10 protein-coding genes are annotated in these 17443 nt (G+C 68.0%); 3 read left to right on the top strand and 7 right to left on the bottom strand.

All coding sequences use genetic code 11. From position 1 onward, the window contains the following. Window position 1: 1 nt before the first annotated feature. The 4 genes from D620_RS0103290 to D620_RS0103275 all read right to left on the bottom strand — a co-directional run bounded on the left by D620_RS0103290 (window position 2) and on the right by D620_RS0103275 (window position 6780). Complete coding sequence (locus tag D620_RS0103290) at window positions 2-946, bottom strand: hypothetical protein (RefSeq protein ID WP_017664363.1); 945 nt, start codon at window positions 944-946, stop codon at window positions 2-4. Window positions 947-1113: 167 nt separating this feature from the next. Further along, window positions 1114-3480 carry a TonB-dependent receptor gene (locus tag D620_RS0103285; protein WP_017664362.1) on the bottom strand — a complete coding sequence of 789 codons (2367 nt, stop codon included), beginning with the start codon at window positions 3478-3480 and terminating at the stop codon, window positions 1114-1116. Between the two features lie 221 nt (window positions 3481-3701). Then, window positions 3702-6125 carry an FtsK/SpoIIIE family DNA translocase gene (locus D620_RS0103280; protein ID WP_017664361.1) on the bottom strand — a complete coding sequence of 808 codons (2424 nt, stop codon included), beginning with the start codon at window positions 6123-6125 and terminating at the stop codon, window positions 3702-3704. Window positions 6126-6222: 97 nt separating this feature from the next. Continuing rightward, a complete protein-coding gene (locus D620_RS0103275) occupies window positions 6223-6780 on the bottom strand; it encodes a thiamine phosphate synthase (protein ID WP_017664360.1) in 558 nt (185 codons plus the stop codon). Here D620_RS0103275 and D620_RS0103270 point away from each other — a divergent pair. Then, window positions 6779-7441 carry a YggS family pyridoxal phosphate-dependent enzyme gene (locus D620_RS0103270; protein WP_017664359.1) on the top strand — a complete coding sequence of 221 codons (663 nt, stop codon included), beginning with the start codon at window positions 6779-6781 and terminating at the stop codon, window positions 7439-7441. The genes D620_RS0103275 and D620_RS0103270 overlap by 2 nt on opposite strands. Window positions 7442-7502: 61 nt before the next feature. On the opposite strand, the gene D620_RS0103265 is transcribed toward D620_RS0103270, so the two are convergent. From D620_RS0103265 to D620_RS0103255, 3 genes are all read right to left on the bottom strand, one after another. Next, window positions 7503-10223: a TonB-dependent receptor gene (locus tag D620_RS0103265; RefSeq protein ID WP_017664358.1), complete on the bottom strand. Its 2721-nt coding sequence runs from the start codon at window positions 10221-10223 to the stop codon at window positions 7503-7505. Between the two features lie 115 nt (window positions 10224-10338). Next, window positions 10339-13098 (bottom strand): [protein-PII] uridylyltransferase, encoded by a 2760-nt coding sequence (locus D620_RS0103260; protein ID WP_017664357.1) that lies wholly within the window; start codon window positions 13096-13098, stop codon window positions 10339-10341. Window positions 13099-13105: 7 nt separating this feature from the next. Then, window positions 13106-14821: a class I adenylate-forming enzyme family protein gene (locus D620_RS0103255; RefSeq protein ID WP_017664356.1), complete on the bottom strand. Its 1716-nt coding sequence runs from the start codon at window positions 14819-14821 to the stop codon at window positions 13106-13108. 193 nt (window positions 14822-15014) lie between these two features. On the opposite strand from D620_RS0103255, the gene lgt reads away from it, so the two are divergent. Both lgt and D620_RS16905 read left to right on the top strand, forming a co-directional pair. Next, window positions 15015-15926, top strand: a complete 912-nt coding sequence (lgt, locus tag D620_RS0103250) for a prolipoprotein diacylglyceryl transferase (protein ID WP_017664355.1) — start codon at window positions 15015-15017, stop codon at window positions 15924-15926. Next, window positions 15830-17443, top strand: a complete 1614-nt coding sequence (locus tag D620_RS16905; RefSeq protein WP_017664354.1) for a class I SAM-dependent methyltransferase — start codon at window positions 15830-15832, stop codon at window positions 17441-17443. Before lgt ends, D620_RS16905 begins: the two co-directional genes overlap by 97 nt.

Raw genomic sequence — 17443 nt, 5'->3', positions numbered from 1 at the left:
CTCAGAATGCGTAACCGACCGACACCGTCAGGCGATAACCCTCGCGCTCGCGCGCGCTCTCGTTGCTGGCGAAGAACACGTATTTCGCCTCGGCCTCGATCCGCCACTTGCCCGGCCACCACAGCAGCTCGATTTCGGGGACGATCTGGCGGTCGCGGCGCAGCGTCCCGTTGTCGGCGATGCGGCCATCGAAGCGGGTCTTGATCAGCTCGACCGCCGGGCGCAGGCGCAGGTCCGGGCCGATCGGGCGGGTATAGGCGACCCCGGCCGAATCCCGCTCGTAGCCGCGCTGCGGATCGTCCGAACGGATCGTCTCGCTGCGCAGATCGAAGGCGAGGTAGTGGTAGGCACCGAAACGGCGGCGGTATTGCGCATCGAGCCGCAGCCCGTCGCCGGTGGTCGCGGGCCCCGCGCCGTTATCATATTGCCGCTCGCGCCAGGTGCCCTGCACCCGGAAGCGGTTGTCCTGCGTCGGCTCGAAGGTCGCGCGGGCGGAATATTCCCAGCCATCGGTATCGGCGGATTCGACCGTGACGAGATCGTCGTAGCGCCGCACCTGCGCCTGCATCTCGAAGGTGTCGGTGACGTCGTGCTCGACGCTCGCGGTCAGCCGGTCGCGCGAGACATCGTTGCGCCCGTTGCCGAGGCGGAACACCTCGATCCGGTCGGCCTCCAGCCGCACGCGGGTGTGCCTGCCTTCGATGCCGAGCCCGACCTGTCCGCGCACCGAGATCGCCTCGCCGTCGATCACCAGCTCCTCGTCGCGGGTGGTGGTCTGGGCGCTGACCGCCTGGACATCGATGCGGGCATCGGGTTCGAGCTTCCAGCCCGGTTCGTCGGCCGCGGCAAGCGGTGCGCCCGCAGCGAGGCCCAGCGCCAGCGCCGCCGCCACGCGCCATGCCTTGCGGGCGGGCTGCGGATCGCGTGCAAATCTCGTGAAGAACATGGTGAAGCCCCCGTTAACCACGTCGGCTTACGGGGTGCACCGTTTAGAAAATGCTAACTCTGAACGTAAACTTTCGAGGCCGGGGGCGCCGCCCGCCATCCCCTTGCCAAGCAAAGCGGCGGGGAACCCGAGGGTCCCCCGCCGCGATGGGCCGCAATCGGGCGCGATCAGAACTTCGCGGTCACTTCCACCCCGTAGAAGCGCGGTTCGGCGGGGATGAAGGTGGGGATGGTGAAGGCCCCGCCGGTGTTGCCGGCATCGAGCAGGTAGTCTTCATCGGTGGCGTTGCGGATGAAGCTGGCCACTTCGTACTTGCCTTCGGCAAAGCTCACCCCGGCGCGCGCATTGACCAGCGTCACCGCGTCCTGCGAGATCAGCGGGTTGTTGGGCACCTCGAAGAAGATCTGGCTGCGATAGGTCACGCTCGGCGTGGCGAAGACGCGGATGCCGTTCCCGAACTCCTTGTCGATGGTGATCCCGCCCGACGCCTGCCATTCCGGCTGGAGGCGGAAGCGCGCGCCCGAGAAGGCCGGCGAGAAGGCGCCGTCCTTGTCGATGCCGCCGTCGATATAGCCGACATTGCCGAACACCTTCAGCCAGTCGGTCACGTCCACGGCCAGTTCCGCCTCGACCCCGAGGTTCGAGGCCTTGCCGGCGCTCGCGGTGACGAAGGCGCCGGTCGGGTTGCCGTTGGCATCGAGCTGCGCGACCGAGACCTGGAAGTCGTTGTAGACCTGGTAATAGACCCCGACCGAGCCCGAGATGCGGCCCGTGGCAAGCTTGAGGCCGCCCTCGTAGTTCCACACGGTTTCTTCGGCGATGTTGGTGACATTGGGCTGGGGCGCCCCGGCCACACGCCGCGCGGCGACGCTGATGACCGGCGAGCGGCGGCCCTTGGAGACCGTGGCAAAGACGTTCACGTCATCCGAGATGCGGTAGAGCGCGTTGAAGCGCGGCAGCCAGGCGTTGAAGCGGCCATCGGCGGTGAAGGTCCGCCCCGCCGTGTCGATCTGCCCCGGGATCAGCGGGGCGAGGCTCAGCACCGAATTGGGCACGTTGGCGAAGAAGCCCGAGCGGCGGTATTCGTTGAGCCAGCGCAGGCCCGCGGTCAGCTCGAGCTTGTCCCACAGGATGTAGGTCGCATCGGCGAACAGCGAATAGGCCTCGTTGCGGCCCTGGTTCTCGAACACCGAGCTGTAGGGGATCGCGGTGCGCGCGCCGCCGGTGGCGAGCGCGGTGACGCCGGCCGCCGGCACGGTGCCGCCCGGGGCGACGCAGGCGATGCCCGGGATCAGCGGCGCGCCGAACAGCGAGGTGAGGCACTGGAGGAAGGTGCCCTCTTCGGTCGCGAAGGGCACGTTCTGGCTGCCGTCCTCGATGAAGGCGTTCCAGCCGAAGCTCGCGCGCAGGGACTTGCCCGAATAGGTGAAGCGCCCTTCGTGGCTGACCTGCCAGCCATCGGCGATCTCGGCGAATTCGAGGAACGGCGCGGCCGAACCGTCGGCGTCGAACACTTCGGCGCTGTCGAATTCGCGGTAGCCGTTGACGGTGGTGAAGCTCCAGTCGTCCTCGAACTGGTGGTCGATGGTGAGGTTGAAGTCATAGACTTCGCGGTTGAGACCGAGCTGGTCATCGCCCAGCGCCGCCGCGCCCGCGGGATTGCCCGAGAGGTTCGCGTCACGGAAGGCATTGGCCGCACCGCCCGGCGCGCCGAGGAAGGCGGGGAAGCGGCCCGAGACGAAGGGCGTGCCGCCATTGCGCTGCTGGTCGTAGGTGCCGACAAGGTCGACCGTGGTGCGGTCGCCCGGCGTCCAGCGCAGCGAGGCGCGCAAGCCCAGCTGGTCCTGCGCGTAGAGTTCCTCTTCCTGGTTGGGGTTGAGGTTCTCGACATAGCCGTCGCGCGTGCGCCATTCGCCCGCGAGGCGGAAGGCGAGGCTGTCGCTGCCGATGTTGACATAGCCGCCCAGCAGGGTCTGGTTGTAGTTGCCGTAGCCGGCGCGCACCTCGGCCGAGAAGCCGGGCTTGGGCTTGGCCGAGACAAGGCTGATCGCGCCGACCGCGCTGGCGGTGCCGAACAGGGTCGCCTGCGGGCCCTTGATGACCTCGACGCGCTCCAGATCGTAGATCGCCTGGTAGCTGCCGCGCGAGCGCGAGATATCGACGCCGTTGTAATAGAGCGTGACGCGCGGGCCCTGCTGCGCCGAGCCGCTGTCCGAGGTGATGCCGCGGATCACGACGCCGGGGTTGTTGGCGCTCTGCTCCTGGATGAGCAGGCCCGGGACGTAATAGGACAGCTCGTCAAGATCGCCCACGCCAAGCTCGCGGATCCGCTCGCCGGTGGTGGCGGTGATGGTGATCGGCACGTCGAGCGCGCGCTGTTCGATCTTCTGGGTGGTGACGATGATCTCGTTGCCCGAGGCGGTGTCATCCTCGGCGGCTGCGGCGTCGTCCTGCGCCAAGGCGACCTGCGGCGCGGCGGCGAGGGTTGTGGCGAGCGCGATCAGCGAGGCGCGCGTGAAGCGTGTGCGAAGCATGGGGGAAAGCCCTTATCCGTGGAGAGAGGCCTTGCCCGTGACAGCGCCGGATGACGCCGAAGCGACGGCGCGGTGACGCGCGCGTTACGGCGGATTTACAATTTCGGGACGTTGCAGAATTGCATCGGCGCGCTGCCCGCAGTCCTCTCCCCACACACGCTGTCATCGCCGCGCAGGCGGGGACGACAGGGGGATAGCCAAACGGCTTGGCCCCTGTCACCTCACAAGGGGTTGCCGTCCTTGTCGCGATAAATCTCGCGGCGGCCGACATGGTTGGCCGGGCCAACGAAGCCGTCTTCCTCCATCCGCTCGATCCACTTGGCCGCGGTGTTGTACCCCACGCCCATCTGGCGCTGGAGCCACGAACCGGAGGCCTTCTGGTTCTCGAACACGATCTGGCAGGCCTGGCGATACTTGCGTTCTTCCGGGTTGTCCGAGGCGGTGAGATCATCGTCGAACCCGAAGCCGAAGCCTTCCTCGGGCTCTTCGGTGACGGCATCGACATATTCGGGCGCGCCCTGGCCGCGCCAGTGATCGGCGACCGCCTCGACCTCCTCGTCGGACACGAACGGCCCGTGGACACGCACCATCGCGCCGGTATTGGGCTTGTAGAGCATGTCGCCCTTGCCGAGCAGCTGTTCGGCGCCCTGTTCGCCGAGGATCGTGCGGCTGTCGATCCGGCTGGTCACCTTGAAGCTGATGCGGGTCGGCAGGTTCGCCTTGATGACGCCGGTGATGACATCCACCGAAGGCCGCTGGGTCGCCATGATGAGGTGGATGCCTGCCGCGCGGCTCTTCTGGCTGAGGCGCTGGATCAGCACCTCGATTTCCTTGCCGACGGTGACCATCAGGTCGGCCAGCTCGTCGACGATCAGCACGATCTGGGGGAGCGGCTGGTAATCGAGCTGTTCCTCCTCGAACAGCTCCTCGCCGGTTTCGGCATCGAAGCCGGTGCGCACCCGCCGGCCCAGCGGCTTGCCCTTGGCGATCGCGGCGCTGACCTTTTCGTTGAAGGAGTTGATGTTGCGCGAGGAAATCGCGCTCATCATCCGGTAACGCCGCTCCATCTCCTCGACCGCCCATTTGAGCGCGCGCACCGATTTGGCCGGCTCGGTCACCACGGGGGAGAGCAGGTGCGGGATATCGTCGTAGGTCTTGAGTTCGAGCACCTTGGGATCGATCAGGATCAGCCGCAGCTCGGCCGGCGTGAAGCGGTAGAGCAGCGAGAGCAGGATGACATTGAGGCCCACCGACTTGCCCGAGCCGGTGGTGCCCGCGACCAGCAGGTGCGGCATGGCGGCCAGATCGGCGATGATCGGCTCGCCCGCGATGTCCTTGCCGAGAATCACCGGCAGGTTGCCCTTGGCATCGACGAAGGCGGCGGCCGCGGCGAGCTCCTTGAGCATCACCACCTGACGGTCCTGGTTGGGCAGTTCGATCCCCATGACGGTGCGCCCCGGGATCGGCGAGACGCGCGCGGAGATCGCGCTCATGTTGCGGGCGATATCCTCGGCAAGGCCGACCACGCGGCTGGCCTTGATCCCGGGCGCAGGCTCCAGTTCGTACATCGTCACCACCGGGCCGGTGCGCACCGCGGTGATCTCGCCCTTGACGTTGAAATCGTCGAGCACGTTCTCGAGCAGCCGCGCATTGCGCTCCAGCGCCAGCTTGTCGAGCTTGGGGCCCTTGTCGGCGGGCGGCTCGGCGAGGAGGTCGAGGCTCGGCAGGGCAAAGCGCGCGAACATGTCGGTCTGCGCGCTCCTCCCGGCGGCGGCGCGCTTGGGCGGGGCCGAGGGGTCGGAGATTTCGGGCGGGCGGCGCGGGCGCTCGTCGGCGACCGGCACTGCCGCGGCCTCGGCCTTGACGGGGCGGCGCGGGCGGGCGGGGGCGGCGTCATCCGCGTCATCGGCGTCGACATCGCCCGCATAGGCGAGCGCGCCCTCGGCCTTGCGTCCCGGCAGCGGCAGGCGGCGCATCAGCCCGGCGAGCGAGCCGCCGCCGAGGAAATCGGGCAGGCTCACCAGCACCCGCCAGTCGATCGCGAAGATGCGCGTGAGCAGCGCCACACCCGCGCCAAGGCAGACGAGCGCGAGGCCGAGGATCACCCAGCCCTCGGCAGCCTCCCCGAAGCGCGCCGCCACCGCGCGGATCGCGCCTGCGCCAAGCAGGCCGGCAAGACCCCCCGATTGCGCCGGCAGCGTGCCGCCCGGCCCTTCGAAGACGAGGCTGAGCACCGTCGCCACCAGCGTCATCGCGATCAGCAGCAGCGCGGTCGGCATCCACCAGGCGGTGGTCTCCGGCGCGTCACCATTCTCGACATCGCGCCACAGCTTGCGGGCGCTGACATAGAGCAAGGGCAGCAGCAGCACGCCGGGCAGGCCGAACACCAGCAGCACGCGGTCCGCCGCCCAGGCCCCGGCGCGGCCCATCCAGTTGGCGACCTCGGCCGGGTCGGCAGCGGTCGAGGGGCTGGGATCGGTCTGGGTGTAGCTGGCGAGCGCGAGGGCGAGGAACACCGCCGCCCCCAGCAGCAACCCCGCGCCGGTCATCTGCGCGATGCGCCGGATCGAACGGCGCAGGCCAGCGCGCCACTCGGCGTCGGTCTGGCGAACGGGTTTATTCGGTGCGACCGCGCGGCTGGCCATGGGGGTTCTCCTGTGCGGAACACATGATGAATCCTAGCCGGACTCCGGTCAAGGAAAGAGCGATGAACGACATGGGGGCGGGGATCGCCCCTAGCGGCTAGGACAAGCCGTCGATGGCGGCCCAGCGCGGCCAGTCGAGCTCGCGCGCGCGCTCTGCCGTCATGCCGCCGAGCGCGATGACCGGAGCCTCGGCCAGCGCCGCCAATTCGCGGAAAAGGCTCGCACCGAGACAGGTGCCGCCCGGGTGCGAGCGGGTCGGAAAGACGGGTGAGAGGAAGATGCCGTCCACCTCTGTCCGATCGGCGCGGTGAATCGCGAAGGCACTGTGGGCGGTGGCGAGGCGGATCAGCCCGGGCAGCTTGCCAAGCTTGCCGGGCGGACCGTAGATCCCGTCCGCTCCCCAATCCCGCGCCATTTCCGCCGATCCGGAGAGGATCACGAGATGCCCGCCTGCACGCGCCACAGCAGCGAGCGCATCGAATCGGGCGCGGCGTGCTTTCTCGTGCAAGTGATAGTGTCGGAACACGAAGGCGTTTTCCCGCGGCAAAGTGGCAAGCGCCCATTCGAGCTTCGAGTCATTGCGCTCGTCACTCAGAAGCCACAGGGCGGGGAGGGTCTTTGCGCAGGCCACGGCTCCGCTATAGAGCGCCCCCATGGAAAATGCAGCCACCCGCCTCGATACCGTCCGCGCCAATATCGCCCGGATGTGCAAGCCCGCGCGGCGCGAGCCCGGGGATGTCACGCTGATCGCGGTCAGCAAGACCCACGATGCGCCCGCAATCCAGCCGCTGATCGGCGCGGGCCAACAGGTCTTCGGGGAGAACCGCGTGCAGGAGGCGCAAGGCAAGTGGCCCGCCTTGCGCGAGGCCCATCCGGGGATTGCGCTCCATTTGATCGGCCAGCTGCAATCGAACAAGGCCGAGGAAGCCGTCGCGCTGTTCGACTGCATCCATTCGCTCGACCGGCCGAGCCTGCGCAACGCGCTCGCCCGCGCGATGGACAATGCGGGGCGGCAGGTGCCCTGCTTCGTGCAGGTCAATATCGGCGACGAGCCGCAGAAGGGCGGCTGCCCGATCGGCGATCTGCCCGCCTTCCTCGCCGAGGTCCGGCAGACCGCCATCCCGCTTGCCGGGCTGATGTGCATTCCCCCGGCGGGCACCGAAGCCGCGCCGTTCTTCGCGCTGCTGGCGAAGCTTGCCGCCGATCACGGGCTCTCGGGCCTCAGCATGGGGATGAGCGGCGATTACGAGACCGCCGTGATGCTGGGTGCGACCCATGTGCGGGTGGGGACGGCGCTGTTCGGCAGCCGGGGCTGAACCCAAAGAGAAAGGGGCGCCCTTGCGGACGCCCCTCCCCGAATTGCACTGGTGGCCCCGATCAGAAGTTGACGCGGCCCGTCACGCCGTAGACGCGCGGTTCGGCGAGGAACTGCGAGAACAGCTGGCGCCCGCCCGGATAGACCGGATCGGTGAAGGGCGCCGCGGTCGTGCCCGCCTGGAACGGCGTGTTGAACGCGACCTGGGCGTAGTCCTTGTTGAAGATGTTCTGGCCCCAGAACTCCAGCGACCACTTCTGCTCGGGCCCGCGGATGCCGATGCGGGCGTTGAACAGCGCGAAGCTTTCCTGCTCCTTCTGCGGGAACAGGTCGGAGCCGGTGTTGTAGCCTTCGGTGTAGCGACCGTCGAAGTAGAAGAGGCCGCTGAGGCCGGTCGAGCCGATTGCAGGGGTCCAGGTGATGCTGCCGGTGGCGACCCATTCGGGGGCGTTCGACAGGTTGTCGCCCGGCAGCTTGCGCAGCGCCGGATCGAGCGGGGCGCCCGCGCTGTTGCCGACCAGATCGTTGACATAGCGGGTGCGCGCATAGGTCACGCCGCCGCCGATGTTGAGATCGTCGAACGGGTTGATCTGGGTTTCGATTTCCAGACCCTGGGTGCGCACGCCGTAGCTGACATCGCTCGCCGCGCACGCGCCGGTGGCAGCGCTGGTGTCGGTATCGGACGAAGGTCCGCCGACGAGGTCGCCCTTGCAGCCGTTGACGTTCTGCACGAGGAACACCGTCCCGTTGAAGGTGTTCAGCTGGAAGTTGCTGAAATCCGAACGGAAAGCGGCAACGCTGAGGCTGAACGGACGGGTCGCGTACTTGATGCCGAGCTCGTAGCTGTCGACCAGCTCGGGATCGAACTGAAGGTTGCGGACCAGCGCCTGCGCACCGCCGACCGAGGCGAAGCTCGCGATCGGCGACTTGAGCGCCGAACGGTCGAGGTTGAAGCCGCCCGCCTTGTAGCCGCGCGCGAAGCTGGTGTAGACGAGGAGGTCGTCGGTCGCCTTCCACGACAGGATGCCGGTGCCGGTCCATTCGTCTTCGCTGCGGTCATCGCTGATCGAGACGTTGTTGAGCTCGGCGGTCGAGTTGCCCTGGCACGATAGGCCGATGAGGCCGCCCGCCACCGCCGCAAGGCTGGGAGTGGCGAGGAGCGGGCTGACCAGACCCTGCACCGTGGTGCAGGCGGTGTTGTCGTTGCGGAAGGTTGCCGAGAAGTCCTTCTTGTCATTGGTGTAACGCACGCCGAACGTCAGATCGAGGCGATCGGTGATGTGGAAGATGTTGTGCGTGAACAGCGCCCAGTTGCTGCCGTCCTGGTTGTACTGGTCGTCTACCGAACCGCGGTTGCGCAGCCCTTCGAGGGCGTCGTAGGCGGCGTAGATCGCCGGCGATGCGGCCCCGAAGGCGGCGGGACGGGCGGCAAGGCAGCCCGGCGAGGTCGGCGAATAGAGGCCCGCCAGACCGCCGCCCGAAACCAGACGGCAGCTGGCAAAGCGGCCGTAATCATTGCCGAAGCGCAGGTTGTCGCGCACGGTCAGCTTCTCGTTGGCGTAGAAGCCGCCGACCAGCCAGTCGAGCTTGCCGTCGAAGGCCTCGCCCTGGAGGCGCAGTTCCTGGGTGAAGGTGTGGAACTGGCGGTAGGCATCGTCGCTCGGGGTGCGGAACAGGATGTCGACGGTGCCGTAATCGACATCGCCGCCCTGCCCGGAACGGTATTCGCGGTAGGCGGTGATCGAGGTCAGGTTCGCGCCGCCGAGGTCATAATCGACCTGCGCCGAGAAGCCGTAATCCTTGGTCTTGCCCGCGTAGCTGCGGCCCGGCGTAACCGAGACGTTGCGGCTGTAGCCCTGGTTGAACGCCGCCACGTTCTGCCCGAGATCGCGCAGCACGTTGATGATGTTGTTGCCGTTGGTCTGGAGCGGGGTGAGCGGGGTCGAGGGGTTGTTGAGGTTGCCGATGAACGGGTTGACGCTGCTGTCGACATAGGTCGCCGCGCAGCACTGCTCGTCACGGAAGGTGTAGTCCGCGATCAGCCGGATCGACAGCGCGTCGTTGGGCTCGATCAGCAGCTGGCCGCGCAGGAAGTAGCGATCACGGTCGTTGATGTCGGTGTTGTTGGCGGTGTCGGTGTAGAAGCCGTCCCGCTTGACGTAGATCCCATCGAGGCGGGCCGCGATGTTCTCGGCGACCGGTCCGGTGATGCTGCCGCCGAGGCGGAAGAAGTTGTAGTTGCCGTAGCTCGCCTCGGCGGTGCCGCCGAAATCGAATTCGGGCTTCTTCGAGAAGATGCTGATGAGACCGGCCGAGGAGTTGCGCCCGCCGAGCGTGCCCTGCGGGCCGCGCTGCACTTCGACGCGGTCGATCTCGCCCAGTTCGTTGAGGCCGATCCCCGAACGCGAGCGGTAGACGCCGTCGATGAACACCGGGACCGAGCTTTCGAGGCCGGGGTTGTCACCCACGGTGCCGATGCCGCGGATACGCGCCGAGCCGTTGGCTTCCGAACCGGTCGAGGACACCAGCAGCGAGGGCGCGACCTGGTTCAGCTGGCGGATGTCGTTCGCGCCCGAATTGATGAGCGTGTCCGAATTGATCGCCGAGATCGCGACCGGCACGTCGGCCAGCGCCTGCTGGCGGCCCTGCGCGGTGACGATGATGACGTTGTCGGGCTGGAGTTCTTCCTCGCCTTCGGCATCCTGTGCGAAAGCGGCGGTCGGAACCAGGGCCATGCCGGCGCCAAGCAGCGCCATCGCCCGCAGCGAAGTGAAGGTATTCATCAGGTTTCTCTCCCAGAGTGTGAACTGGCTTGTTTTGCCAGTGGACTAACCCGATCGCGCGCGCCTGCAAACGGGGCATTCACGCAAATGTCAAATTTCCCCGCAGGTGTGGCATTTACGCCTTTTCGAGCTGCTCCTGGCGCTGGTCGCTGGCAGCGGCGAGCAGCGCGGCCTCGATCTCGGCGAGGCGTTCGGGGGCCTTGATCTTCGCGGCGGTGAGGTCGGTCACATAGAAGGTGTCCGCCGCCGCCTCGCCGTAAGCGGTGATATGCGCCGAATGGACGATGAGATTGGCCTTGTAGAGCGCGTGGGCGAGGCGGTTCAGCAGCGCGGGCCGGTCGCGCGCGGTCACCTCGATCACGGTGAAGTGGTTCGAGGCGTCATTGTCGAAGCCGACCAGCGGCGCGACATCGAAGGCTTTCGCGCGCGAGTGCGCCAGCGGTCGTGCCGCCAGTTTCGGCACGAGTTCGACCTGCGCGAGCAGCGCGTCGCGGATGCCCTTCTCGATGCGCGCCATCTGCGCGGCCTCGCGGAAGGGCTGGCCGCCCTGATCCTGCACCAGGAAATTGTCGACCGCATAGCCCGAGCGTGCGGTGTGGATGCGCGCGTCGATGATGTTCGCGCCGGCCAGGTGGATGCCGCCCGCCATGCGGTAGAACAGCCCCGGGTGGTCCAATGCGATGACGCTGACGCGGGTCGCGCCGCGGGTCTCGTCGACCTCGCAGGCGATCGAGAGCGCCTCGCCTGCGGCTTCGGCGGCGTCGTACTGGGCAAGGTTGCGGGCGATGATCTCCTCGGGCTCGGCGATCCAGTAGGCATCGCCGAGCAGCGCGCCGACCGTATCGACGAGGTGGTCCTGATCCCCCAGCAGCCGGGCGACCGCGTCCTTCTTGGCGGTGACCCGCGCCTTGCGCCCCGTGCCCTTGTGGCCGAGCCGGAGGCGTTCCTGCGCGGCGTCGTAAAGCTCGCCCAGAAGCTGGCCCTTCCACGAATTCCACGTCCCCGGCCCGACCGCGCGGATATCGACCGCGGTGAGGATCGCGAGGTTGCGCAGGCGTTCAAGGCTCTGCACTTCGCCGACGAAATCCTCGATGGTCTTGGGATCGGTGAGGTCGCGCTTTTGCGCGGTGCGGCTCATCAGCAGGTGATGGAGCACCAGCCAGGCGACAAGATCGGTCTCGCGCGCGTCGAGGCCGAAGCGCGGACACAGGCGGTAGGCGACATCCGCGCCGAGCACCGAGTGGTCGCCCCCGCGCCCCTTGGCGATATCGTGGAGCAGCACCGCGACATAAAGCGCGCGGCGCGAGGCGAGCCTCGGGAACTCGGCGGTCGCGCGCGGGTGATCGTGGCCAAGCAGCCCGCGCTCGATCTGGCTGAGCAACCCGATCGCGCGGATGGTGTGCTCGTCGACCGTGTAGTGGTGATACATGTCGAACTGCATCTGCGCGTTGACCCGGCCGAAATCGGGCACGAAGCGGCCGAACACCCCCGCCTCGTTCATCCAGCGCAGCGCGGTCTCGGGGTCCTTGCGGCCCGCCAGCAGATCGAGGAACAGCGCATTGGCGCGCTTGTCGCGGCGCAGCTTGCCGTCGATCAGCTTCGCATCGCGCCCGGCCTGGCGCATGGTTTCGGGGTGGACTTCGAGCCCCTCGGCCTCGGCGAGCTGGAACACCTCGATCAGCCGCACCGGATCGGCCCGGAACCAGTCATCGCCCGGCGCGCGCAGCCGCCCGCCTTCGACGGTGTAGCCCTTGAACTGGCGGGGGCGCTGGGTCCAGCCGGCGAAGAACCCGGTGCGCGGGCGCTTTTTCGCCATCTCCTCGTCGAGGTGGGCGAGAAACACGCCGGTCAGGCTGCCGACGCGTTTCACCTGGAGGAAGTAGTATTGCATGAACCGCTCGACCGCGCTCTTGCCCGGGCGGTCGGCGAACAGCATCCGCTCGGCCACCTGGCGCTGGAGGTCGAAGGTCAGCCGGTCCTCGGCACGGTCGGTGATGATGTGCATGTGGCAGCGCGCCGCGAGCAGGAAGCCCTCGGCGCGGCGGAAATTGCGGTATTCGCTGGTGGTCAAGAGGCCCACATCGACCAGCTGCGCGGCATTGTCGACGCGGTGGACATACTTGCCGATCCAGTAGAGCGTCTGGAGATCGCGCAGGCCCCCCTTGCCCTCCTTGATGTTGGGCTCGACGACATAGCGGCTGTCGCCCATCCGCTTGTGGCGGGCATCGCGCTCGGCGAGTTTCTGGGTGAGGAACTGCCGTTCGCCGCCCCTAGCCACCTCGTTCCAGAACCGCGTGCGCAGCTCCTCGTAGAGGGCCTGTTCGCCCCACACCAGCCGGCTTTCGAGCAGCGCGGTGCGGATCGTCAGATCCTCCTTGGCCATGCGGATCGTGTCGGAGACCGTGCGGCTCGAATGGCCGACCTTGAGGCCGAGATCCCACAGGATGTAGAGCATCGTCTCGATCACCTGCTCGCACCACGGCGCGCGCTTGCCGGGGGTGATGAAGGCAACGTCGACATCCGAATGCGGCGCCATCTCGGCGCGGCCATAGCCCCCGACGGCGAGGATCGCGAGGCGTTCGGCCTGGGTGGCGTTGGGGACGGGGTAGAGATGCGTGGTGACGTGATCGTGGATCACCCGCAGCAGCTGGTCCATCAGGAAGCTGAAACCGGCGGTGACCTCGTGGCCGGCCGAGGGGGTTTCGAGCAGCCGCCGCGCGAGCTCGGCGCGGCCCTCGTCAAGCGCGCTGCGCAGCGCGGCGACGATCGCGGGGCGCGCGCCCGAGCCGCCGCGCGCGAACAGCGCCTCGATCTCCTCGGCCAGCGCGCGCCGGTCGATGATCGCGCGCTGTCCGGGGACGCGGCCGGGGCTCATGTCCCGGTCACGCCGGGACCGCCTGCCCGAGATAGCGGGCCTTGACGGTGCGCTTGTCGATCTTCTGCGTGCCGAGCCGCGGCAGGGCCTCGGCGGTGAACCAGATATGCGCCTCGAGCGGGACCTTGAAGGGGGCGATTCGCTCGAGCAGGAAGGCGCGCAAGGCCGCCGGGCTGACGGGGGGGCGGCCCTCCTTCATCGCAAACACCGCCGCGGGCACCTCGCCGAAGCGTTCGTCGGGCAGGCCGAAGACCGAGCATTCGCCGATATCGTCATGCGCATAGATCGCGTCTTCCACCTCGATGCACGAGATGTTCTCGCCGCCGCGGATGATGATGTCCTTCTTGCGGTCGACGATGAACAGGTAGTCGTCCGCATCGAGGTAGCCGAGGTCGCCGGTGCGGAAAAAGCCGGTGTCGGTGAAGGCGGCCCTGGTCGCCTCCTCGTTCTTCCAGTAACCGCGGAAATTGCAGACCGTGCGGATGCACACCTCGCCCACCCGCCCGCCCGGCAGCGGGTTTCCGGCATCGTCGAGGATCGCCAGATCGACCATCGGCTTGCTCGCGCGGCCCGTGGAGCCCGGCTTGGCGAGGTAGTTCTCGTTGAAATTGCCGCAGCCGACCGCATTGGTTTCAGTGAGGCCGTAGCCCAGCAGCGGGAAGCTGCCCGGGAAGGCTTCCTTGATGCGGGTGACATGCTCCACCGGACGCGGCGCGCCGCCCGCAGCGAAGCTCTTGCACTTCGACAGGTCGTATTGCGCGCGGTCGGGATGATTGGCGATCTCGTAGCTCATCAGGGGGACACCGACAAAGTAGGTGACGTTTTCCTCGGCCATCAGCCGGATCGCAAGTCCGGCATCCCACTTGGGCATCAGCACCAGCTTCCTCGCAATGGCGAAGGACTGGAGGAACAGCGGCACCTCGCCCGTCACGTGGAACAGCGGCACGGCCACCAGCGCGCAGGGCTGGTCGGTCAGCACCTCGCCCGTGCTCTCGACATGGACCTTGGCCATTGCCGACTGGGCGACATAGTTCATCACCGCGTTCACCACCCCGCGGTGATCGGACCATGCGCCCTTGGACTTGCCGGTCGAACCCGAGGTGTAGAGGATCGTCGCAAGGTCATCGGGGCCTAGCTCGCCGAGCAGCGCGGCCGCCGCAGGGGTGCCCTCGGGCACGGCCCAGGTCGCGGCGAGGCCTTCGGCGGGGGCATTGCCATGGGAGAACAGCACCACGGCGGCGCCGTGGGCGTGGCCCTCGAGCCGCGCGGCGCGGCCCTCGTCGGCAAGCAGCAGCCGGGCCTCGGCCAGATCGACCGCATAGGCGAGCTCCTCGCCGCTCGAAAAGCCGTTGAGCAGGGTCGCGCAGCCGCCCGCCATGATGATCCCCATATAGGCGATCATCCAGTTGGCCGAATTGCGCGCGGCCAGCCCGATGCGGTCGCCCCTGCGCACCCCGTGGGTCTTCACCAGCCCTTCGGCGACATGGGTCGCGGCGGCATAGGTCTCGCCGAAAGTGAGGCGGATGTCGCCATCGACGAGGAAGGGGATGTCCTGGTTCTGCCCGGCGAAATGGGCGAAGTAATGGGCAAGCGTCGGCGGCGCGGCGGCAAAGGCGGGCATTTCCACCCCGTCACGCACGAAGGGCACGGTGGCAAAGGGCTGGCCCTCGGCGGTGAGGCCGGCGATGATCGCTTCGAGCGCATTGTCCAGCTGGGTGGGCATGCGGATGTGTTCCTCTCTCTCGTGTGCGGCATCCGGTGTCCGGATCGCCTGTCCCATTCCGTCAGATGGCGGCCCCTCGCCCCTTCCCCTGACCCCTCGGCTGTGCCAGAAGCGCCAGCGCGACCGGGGGCCGGGAACGAGGCCGGTTCGGGCCCGCCGTTACGGCATATCATTGCAATAAGAGGTTCGCTCCGTGCTGTCACTACTTGCCGCAAGCGCCGCCGCCGCCCAACCGATCAAGTTCGCCGATCTGCACCTTGCCAGAGCCATCGACCTCGGCGTCTTCGAGCTGCGGTTCTATTCGCTGGCCTATCTGCTGGGGGTGATCTTCGCCTACTGGCACACCTCGCGCGCGCTGAACGAGCCCGGCGCGCCGATGGCGCAGCGCCATGCGGACGATCTGTTCTTCTACTGCACGCTGGGCGTCATCTTCGGCGGACGGCTGGGCTATGCGACCTTCTACGAGCCCGCCTTGTGGACCACCTTCGCCAATGACAGCTGGCTGAGCTGGCGGCTGGTGCGCCTGTGGGAGGGGGGTATGAGTTTCCACGGCGGGCTGATCGGCGTGACGGCGGCGATGCTGTGGATTGCGTGGCGCGACAAGCTGAACTTCATCCGCGTCGTCGATTACGTGAGCGTCGGCGTGCCGATGGGGATGCTGCTCGGCCGGCTCGCCAACTTCGTCAACGGCGAACTGTGGGGCCGGGCGACCGACGTGCCGTGGGGCATGGTGTTCTGCGACGGGATCGCGCGCGAGGGTGTGAAGTGCGCCACCACCGGCATCGTGCGCCACCCCAGCCAGCTCTATCAGGCCGGGCTCGAAGGGCTGGCGATGCTGGTCATCATGCTCGCGCTGTTCTGGCTGACCCGCGCGCGCTACCGCCCCGGACTGCTCGCCGGCGTGTTCACCACCGGCATGGGGGCGGCGCGCTTCATCAATGAATTTTTCAGAGAGCCGGATCAACAACTGGCTGACTTTGCAGCCCGTACGGGGCTATCGATGGGGCAATGGCTGACCATACCGCTTATCCTGACTGGGTTGATTGTCGTCGTCTTCGCGCTGCGCCGGAAGCCGCTGGCAGCGGGGACGGCAGCGCCGGCCTGAACGGTGCCGGGGGCGCGCGGGTCTGGACCAGCGCGCTCCGGCTGATCGATCCCGAACCCGGCCTTGCCGCTGACGGCCGCGCTGCCGCGCGCGCCGCGGCCAAGGCGCGTGAGGAGGCGGCCGCGCTCGCCAAGGCCGATGCCGAAGCCCGCGCCCGCGCCGAACGCGAGGCCCGCGCCAGAAAGCTCGCCGATGCCGAAGCGCGCGCCAGGGCCGCCGCCGAGGAGAAAGCCCGCCGCGAGGCCGAGGCCAAGGCGAGGAAGGACGCCGAGGCCAAGGCCCGCCGCGCGGCCGAGGAAGCCGCAAGGATCGCCGCCGAGGACGCCGCGCGCCGCGAAGCCGAACAAGCAGCGCGCAAGGCTGCCGAGGAGGAAGCCGCGCGGATCGCTGCCGAGGACGCCGCCCGCCGCGCGGCCGAGGAAGCCGCCGCTGCCCAGCAGGCCCGGCTCGAGGCCGAGGTGCTCGCCCGCGCGGCTGTCGATGTGCCCGCCGTCCTCAAGCGCCTGATCCGCGAGACCGGCCCGATCACGCTGGCGCAATACATGGGCGAGAGCAACGCGCGCTACTATGCCAGCCGCGATCCGCTGGGCGAGCAGGGCGACTTCATCACCGCGCCCGAAATCAGCCAGATGTTCGGGGAACTGATCGGCCTGTGGCTCGCCGACCTGTGGGTGCGCATGGGCAGCCGCAAGCGCATCCATTATGTCGAGCTTGGCCCCGGGCGCGGGACGCTGGCGAAAGACGCGCTGGGTGCGGCCGCGCGCTATGACTTCGCGCCCGAGGTGCACTTCGTCGAGACCTCGGCGTCGCTGAGGAAGCTCCAGCGCGAGGCCTTCCCCGATTGCCACCACCACCACGATCTTTCGACCCTGCCCGATGATGCGCCGCTGCTGATCGTCGCCAACGAATTCTTCGATGCCCTGCCGATCCACCAGCTGCTGCGCAGCGCCGACGGCTGGTTCGACCGGCTGGTCGGGCTTGATGGCGAGGCCTTCACCTTCATGGCCGGCAAGGAGCGGATGGACCACATCGTCCCCCCCAGCTGGGTGAGCGCGGCGCAGGGCGCGATGATCGAGACCAGCCCCGCGGCGGCCGCGCTGATGGCCGAGATCGCGCGGCGCCTGCGCGAACAGGGCGGCGCGGCGCTGGTCATCGATTACGGTCACATGGAACTGCGCTCGGGATCGACCTTGCAGGCCTTGAAGAGCCACAGGAAGGTCGATGTTTTCGCGCATCCGGGCGAGGCCGACATCACCGCCCATGTCGATTTCGAGCTGTTGAAACAGGTCGCCGAGGATCACGGCGCGGACGTGATGGGCCTCACCTATCAGGGCGAATGGCTGCGCCAGATGGGGATCGACACCCGCATGGAGGCGCTCCAGCGGCGCAACCCCAAGGAAGGCCAGGTCATCAAGCGCCAGCGCGACCGGCTGGTCGAGGACAGCCAGATGGGCACGCTGTTCAAGGTGCTCGGGATCTGCGGGCGGCGCTGGCCGTTCGGAGTGGGGTTTCAGTGA

This window comes from Porphyrobacter sp. AAP82, from assembly GCF_000331285.1.
Classification (GTDB): Bacteria; Pseudomonadota; Alphaproteobacteria; order Sphingomonadales; family Sphingomonadaceae; genus Erythrobacter.
The sequence above is the reverse complement of the archived record's forward strand: the minus strand, read 5'-3'. Positions and strand labels throughout refer to the sequence as shown.

Coding starts and splice junctions, on each gene's coding strand:
- D620_RS0103265 (WP_017664358.1), bottom strand. CDS start 10,223: ATGAATACCTTCACTTCGCTGCGGGCGATGGCGCTGCTTGGCGCCGGC.
- D620_RS0103275 (WP_017664360.1), bottom strand. CDS start 6,780: ATGGGGGCGCTCTATAGCGGAGCCGTGGCCTGCGCAAAGACCCTCCCC.
- D620_RS0103290 (WP_017664363.1), bottom strand. CDS start 946: ATGTTCTTCACGAGATTTGCACGCGATCCGCAGCCCGCCCGCAAGGCA.
- D620_RS0103260 (WP_017664357.1), bottom strand. CDS start 13,098: ATGAGCCCCGGCCGCGTCCCCGGACAGCGCGCGATCATCGACCGGCGC.
- D620_RS0103280 (WP_017664361.1), bottom strand. CDS start 6,125: ATGGCCAGCCGCGCGGTCGCACCGAATAAACCCGTTCGCCAGACCGAC.
- D620_RS0103255 (WP_017664356.1), bottom strand. CDS start 14,821: ATGCCCACCCAGCTGGACAATGCGCTCGAAGCGATCATCGCCGGCCTC.
- D620_RS0103285 (WP_017664362.1), bottom strand. CDS start 3,480: ATGCTTCGCACACGCTTCACGCGCGCCTCGCTGATCGCGCTCGCCACA.
- D620_RS0103270 (WP_017664359.1), top strand. CDS start 6,779: ATGGAAAATGCAGCCACCCGCCTCGATACCGTCCGCGCCAATATCGCC.
- D620_RS16905 (WP_017664354.1), top strand. CDS start 15,830: ATGGCTGACCATACCGCTTATCCTGACTGGGTTGATTGTCGTCGTCTT.